General features: G+C 71.6%; 5 protein-coding genes and 1 tRNA gene. 4 read left to right on the top strand and 2 right to left on the bottom strand.

Going from position 1 to position 4,945, the window contains the following annotated elements:
- Window positions 1–602 (bottom strand): hypothetical protein (locus HW578_RS22810; protein WP_198373010.1); only part of this gene is annotated, 602 nt, incomplete at its 3' end.
- On the opposite strand from HW578_RS22810, the gene HW578_RS22805 reads away from it, so the two are divergent.
- Window positions 601–1,041, top strand: coding sequence for a hypothetical protein (locus tag HW578_RS22805; protein WP_198373009.1), 441 nt, complete (start codon window positions 601–603; stop codon window positions 1,039–1,041). The genes HW578_RS22810 and HW578_RS22805 overlap by 2 nt on opposite strands.
- 279 nt (window positions 1,042–1,320) lie before the next feature.
- Here the strand turns inward: HW578_RS22805 and HW578_RS22800 are convergent.
- A tRNA-Thr gene (locus tag HW578_RS22800) sits at window positions 1,321–1,395 on the bottom strand.
- 120 nt (window positions 1,396–1,515) lie between these two features.
- Here HW578_RS22800 and HW578_RS22795 point away from each other — a divergent pair.
- From HW578_RS22795 to HW578_RS22785, 3 genes are read left to right on the top strand one after another with little or no spacing between them, the layout of a single operon-like run.
- On the top strand, window positions 1,516–2,508 hold the full coding sequence (locus tag HW578_RS22795; protein ID WP_198373008.1) for an efflux RND transporter periplasmic adaptor subunit: 993 nt from the start codon (window positions 1,516–1,518) through the stop codon (window positions 2,506–2,508).
- On the top strand, window positions 2,505–3,749 hold the full coding sequence (locus tag HW578_RS22790) for an ABC transporter permease (RefSeq protein ID WP_198373007.1): 1,245 nt from the start codon (window positions 2,505–2,507) through the stop codon (window positions 3,747–3,749). Before HW578_RS22795 ends, HW578_RS22790 begins: the two co-directional genes overlap by 4 nt.
- Window positions 3,746–4,456, top strand: a complete 711-nt coding sequence (locus HW578_RS22785) for an ABC transporter ATP-binding protein (protein WP_198373006.1) — start codon at window positions 3,746–3,748, stop codon at window positions 4,454–4,456. The genes HW578_RS22790 and HW578_RS22785 overlap by 4 nt, the downstream gene beginning before the upstream one ends.
- The last annotated feature ends 489 nt before the right edge of the window (window positions 4,457–4,945 follow it).

Raw genomic sequence — 4,945 nt, 5'->3', positions numbered from 1 at the left:
CGCGCCGCCACCCGTTCGGGCCGCAGGGGGTGCACCGTGCCGGCCGGCTCCAAGGGGGCCGCGGCCACGGCGTGGGAGGGCAGGGGCCGCGGGGCGGCGAGGCGGCCGATCGCGACGCCGATGAGGAGGAGGACGACCCCCGCCAGCCAAGCCATCGGCTCACGCGCCGCAGCCAGCCAGGCGGGTGCGGCGCCGCCGGCCTGGGGCATCCCGGCCAGGGGCGCCGGGACCTCGAGCGACGCCGGCAGCAGGTCCGTCTCCTCCCCGGCGGCGACGGTGAAGATGAGGTTGCGCGTGCCAGGCCTCGCGAGCGCCGGATGGCTCACGACATGGCTGTAGGCCCCGGCAGGCGTCACCTCTGCAGGTTCGCCGTCGACCGTCGCGGTGACTGTGGCGGCCGGGATCGGCTCGGCTGTCGGAAAGCGGTCCAGATGGACCCACAGACGCCCGTTCGGGTCGAGGACAGCGACGATCTCGAACAGGTCGGAGTGCGTTTCGGTCCGCGGCGCCGCCGCGGCGGGCGGGGGCGGCGCCGCGCCGTGGTCGTGTCCCTCATGCGCCATGGCCGAGATCGCGGATCCCCACATCGCCAGGCCGAACATGACCGCCGCCAAGCCTGGTAGCCGCCGGACCACCTGTCCCCCCTTCTGCACCAAGAAGCCCCTTCTGCCCGCTTCGTGCGGCGCCGGTATTGCCCGATTATGTCGAAGCATTGCGGCAGCCGGACGGAACGCCGGTGTGGGTGCAAGCAATCCGAAGGAAGGCCAGGCAGCCGGAACAGGAAACCGCATCAAGAAGAATGAGCGCGACAATACCGGTGCTTCGCTGACGTGGTTTGAGGCGGTGGCATGGATAGCGACGGACGGCCAGTGTGCCGATGACCGTGGGGCCGCGGAAGGCCTCATGAACCTACGTAACGCCCCAACCCGGCATCCGGGTGCGGCGTTTTCGTGTTTGGTGGGAGCCAATCGGAAACCGAATGCCCTGCTCTCGGACAGCCCGACAGCGACCACCTTCTTCGGCCCCAAGGTTGGAGGGTGACCAAGCCTGCCAGTGATTGGCGGAAGGGATCCTCGCACGCGCGCAGGGATGCGTACCTTCCCCGCAGACCATTCGGACCTTCCCGCGCGGCGGGGCGGAACCTTCGCTCTGAAACCATGCCGCCGGCCGGAAATCGAGGCCCACACACCCGCCAGCGCTGCCCGTTGCCAGCGCATGCTTGCTCGGATGTCCGGTCAATGTCCGGTCGGACGACGGATATACCTGCAGCGACGGCAGGCGTTCCGGCGAAAATCTCGTTCTGAAATCCGGAATTTATGCTGGTGCCGGCACGCGGATTTGAACCGCGGACCTACTGATTACGAATCAGTTGCTCTACCACTGAGCTATGCCGGCCCCGGACGCCCCCCCCCAAGCGTGGCGGGCCGCGCCTTCTACCCGCCGCGCCGCCCCCCCGCAACCGGCTTTCGTCCCCCCCGCGCGCCGCGGCCGCACCCGTGCTACCCATGCCTGGCCATGCGTCGCCGCCTGCTAGTCGCCCTCGTCCTCGTGCTCGCCGCTGCCGGCGGCTGGTTTTGGTGGACCATGCCGCCCGCGGTCGCGATCGCCCTCGCCACCACTGGCCCGGCGTTGCGCGCCGTCTATGCCACCGGCAGCGTCGAACCCGTCCACTGGGCCCGCGTCGGCCCCGCGCTGCGAGCCCGCATCACCCAGGTCCTGGTCGACGAAGGGGATCGCGTCACGGAAGGCCAGCCCATGGCGCGCCTCGACAACCGAGAGGCCGTGCACCGCGCCGAGGAGACCGAGGCCCGCGCCCGCTTCGCCGAGGAAGACCTGGCCCGCATCCGCACCCTGGTCACCCGCGACATCGCCGCGCGCGCAACCCTCGACCGCGCCGAGGCCGAGGCCCGCGCCGTGCGCGCCGTGGCCGAGGCCGCCCAGCGCCGGCTCGACGACTACATCGTCCGTGCCCCCGCCGCGGGCGTCGTGCTGCGTCGCGACGTCGAGGTGGGCGAGGTGGTGGACACCCCCGCCTCGCTGTTCTGGATCGGCGAGCCCCGCCCGCTGCGCGTCACCGCCGAGGTGGACGAGGAGGACATCGCCCAGGTCCGCGAAGGCCAGCGCGTGCTGCTGCGCGCCGATGCCTTTCCCGGCCAGGTGTTGACCGCGACCGTCGGCCAGATCACCCCCAAGGGCGATGCCACCCGCAAGGCCTACCGCGTGCGCCTGGTACTGCCCGACGATACGCCGCTGCTGATCGGCATGACGGTCGAGGCCAACATCGTGCTGCGCCAGGCCGAGGACGCCGTCCTGGTGCCGCCCGCCGCTATCCGCGACGGCCGCGTCTTCGTGGTACAGCGCGAGACGGTGCAGCCGCGGCAGGTCGAACTCGGCGTCCAGGGCCCGCGCGCGGTCGAGATCCTGCGCGGCCTGCAGCGCGGCGAGGCCGTGGTGCTCGACCCGCCGGCCGGGCTCGCCGCCGGCCAGCCGGTGCGGCTGCGGCCATGAGGCTCATCCTCGACCTTGCGCGCGGCATGCTGAGCCGCCGGCGGCGCCAGACCCTGGTGAGCGTGCTGGGCGTGGCGCTGGGTGTCGCCTTCTTCATCGCCATCGCCTCGCTGATGCGCGGCTTCCAGACCTATTTCGTCCAGCAGGTGATCGACGTGCAGCCGCACATCACCATCAAGGACGAGACGCGCCGCCCGCTGCCCCAGGCCGTCGAGCTCGTGGCACCCGAGGGGGCCGTCTCGGTCAATGGCGTGAAGCCGCGCGACCGCGTGCGCGGCATCCGCTCCGCCGCCGAGAAGATGGCGATCCTGGAGGCGATCCCGGGCGCGGCCGCCGCGGCCATCCTGACCGGCCCCGCGTTGCTGCGCTACGGGTCGCGCGATGTCACCATTAGCGTCACCGGGATCGAACCCGCGCGCTACCGCCGCGTCTCCAACCTCCAGAAGGACATCATCCAGGGCAGCCTCGAGGATCTGCGCTCGGCCGCGAACGGGCTGATCATCGGCGATGCGCTTGCCGTCAGGCTCGGCGTGCAGCTGGGCGATACGGTCATCGCCGTCTCGCCGCGCGGCGTGTCGCTGCAGATGAAGATCGTGGGCATCTTCCACACCGGCCTCGTCAGCCTCGACCAGTCGGCGGGCTATGCGCTGCTCAAGGTCAACCAGGTCCTGCAGGACCGGCCCAACGTGGTGAACCAGATCCTGCTGCGCCTGGCCGACGTGACCCAGGCGGAACCGCTGGCGCGCCAGCTCGAGGACCGCTTCGGCGACCGCGTCGAATCCTGGGAGGAGCAGAACCGCAACATCCTCACGGTCTTCATCATCCAGAACGCCATCATGTACAGCGTGACCGGCGCCATCCTGCTCGTCGCGGCCTTCGGCATCTACAACATCATCTCGACCGTGGTGTTCGAGAAGACGCGCGACATCGCCATACTGAAGTCGCTGGGATTCACGGAAGGCGACATCCAGCTGCTGTTCCTGGTGCAGGGCATCATCGCGGGCTTCCTCGGCGCGCTGCTGGGCTGCCTGATCGGGCAGCTGATGATCGAGGGCCTCGCGCAGGTGCGTTTCCGTACCGAGACGCCGGCCGGCAGCGACCGCTTCCTGCTGGCGCGGGACTGGCGGATCTTCTCGGTCGCGTCCTTCTTCGCGGTGGCCTCGGCCGCGCTGGCAGCGGTGATCCCCGCACGCCGCGCCGCGCGGCTCGACCCGGTGCAGATCGTGCGGGGGGCTGCTTGAGCGCAGACCCGGGGCGGCCCGCCCCGCTGCTGGCCGCCGAGGGCGTGACCAAGCGCCTGCCGGAAGGCGTGACGCTGGTCAGCGACATCACGCTCACGGTCACCGGGGGCGAGTTCGTCGCGATCACCGGGCCGTCGGGGTCGGGCAAGTCCTCGCTGCTCTACCTGCTCGGGCTGCTCGACCGGCCGACATCGGGACGCATCCTGCTCGAGGGCACGGACACCGCGCTGCTGGCGCCGCCCGATCTGGCCGCGCTGCGCCTCGCGCGGCTCGGCTTCGTCTTCCAGTTCCACTTCCTGCTGCCGGAATTCTCCGCGCTCGACAACGTGCTGATCCCGATCCGCCGGCGCGGCGCGCTGAAGCCGGCGGCGGCGCGGGCCCGCGCCCTCGCGCTGCTGGGCGCGCTGGGCCTGGCGGAGGCGGCGGAGAAGCTGCCCGAACAGCTCTCGGGCGGGATGCGCCAGCGCGTCGCCATCGCCCGTGCGCTGGCGAACGACCCGGTGCTGCTGATGGCCGACGAGCCGACCGGCAACCTCGACACGAAGAATGCGGCGGCGGTGTTCGACATCTTCGCGAAGCTCGCCGCCGAGGAAGGGCGCGCCGTGCTGGTCGTGACGCATGATGCCGACCTCGCGCGCCGCGCCACGCGCCGCATCCACCTGGTCGATGGCCGGATCGTCAGCGACGAGACGAACGCTCCTGGCTGACCGCGCAGCGTCGGCCTGCGTACCGCCGGGATCCTGGTTGACGAGGCGACTTTCGCACGATCGTTTTCGATGGACCCGAGTGTGCCGCCATGACCCGCTCCATCATCCTGAAGGGGCTGCGCCATGGACGTGCACGCCAGACGCACCGCCGATGATGGACCCGCCGCCGCCCGCTTCCAGGCGCGCCTGGTCGTGGCTGCCGTCCACGAGGCAGAGGCCACGCCGACGGGCTCCACTTGCCGCAGCTTCCGCCGGAAGGTCACGGCGGCGGGCTGCCGGCGGCGACCGGCGCGGCCGCAAGGGCTGCGGCGATCACGCCGCAACGGCGTTCGTGCCATCCCTGCGCATCCCTGCTGTCGCACGGCCGACAGCGGGGCGCTGGCGGCCCGCCAGGCCATGTCGCGAGGCGAGCGAACGCCCGGCGAACGGCGCCGTCAGCCGCGCGCCGTCGCCGCCAGCAGCCCGCCGCCCGCCACCAGCGCCGCCGCC

Source organism: Roseomonas rosulenta, from assembly GCF_016106005.1.
In the GTDB taxonomy this organism is placed as follows: domain Bacteria; phylum Pseudomonadota; class Alphaproteobacteria; order Acetobacterales; family Acetobacteraceae; genus Neoroseomonas; species Neoroseomonas rosulenta.
Note: the sequence above shows the minus strand (reverse complement) of the source record. Positions and strands in the feature narration are given on the sequence as shown.

What these genes read in the sequence shown, in the direction of transcription:
- HW578_RS22805 (WP_198373009.1), top strand. Translation starts at nt 601, where the DNA reads ATGACCGCCGCCAAGCCTGGTAGCCGCCGGACCACCTGTCCCCCCTTC.
- HW578_RS22795 (WP_198373008.1), top strand. Translation starts at nt 1,516, where the DNA reads ATGCGTCGCCGCCTGCTAGTCGCCCTCGTCCTCGTGCTCGCCGCTGCC.
- HW578_RS22790 (WP_198373007.1), top strand. Translation starts at nt 2,505, where the DNA reads ATGAGGCTCATCCTCGACCTTGCGCGCGGCATGCTGAGCCGCCGGCGG.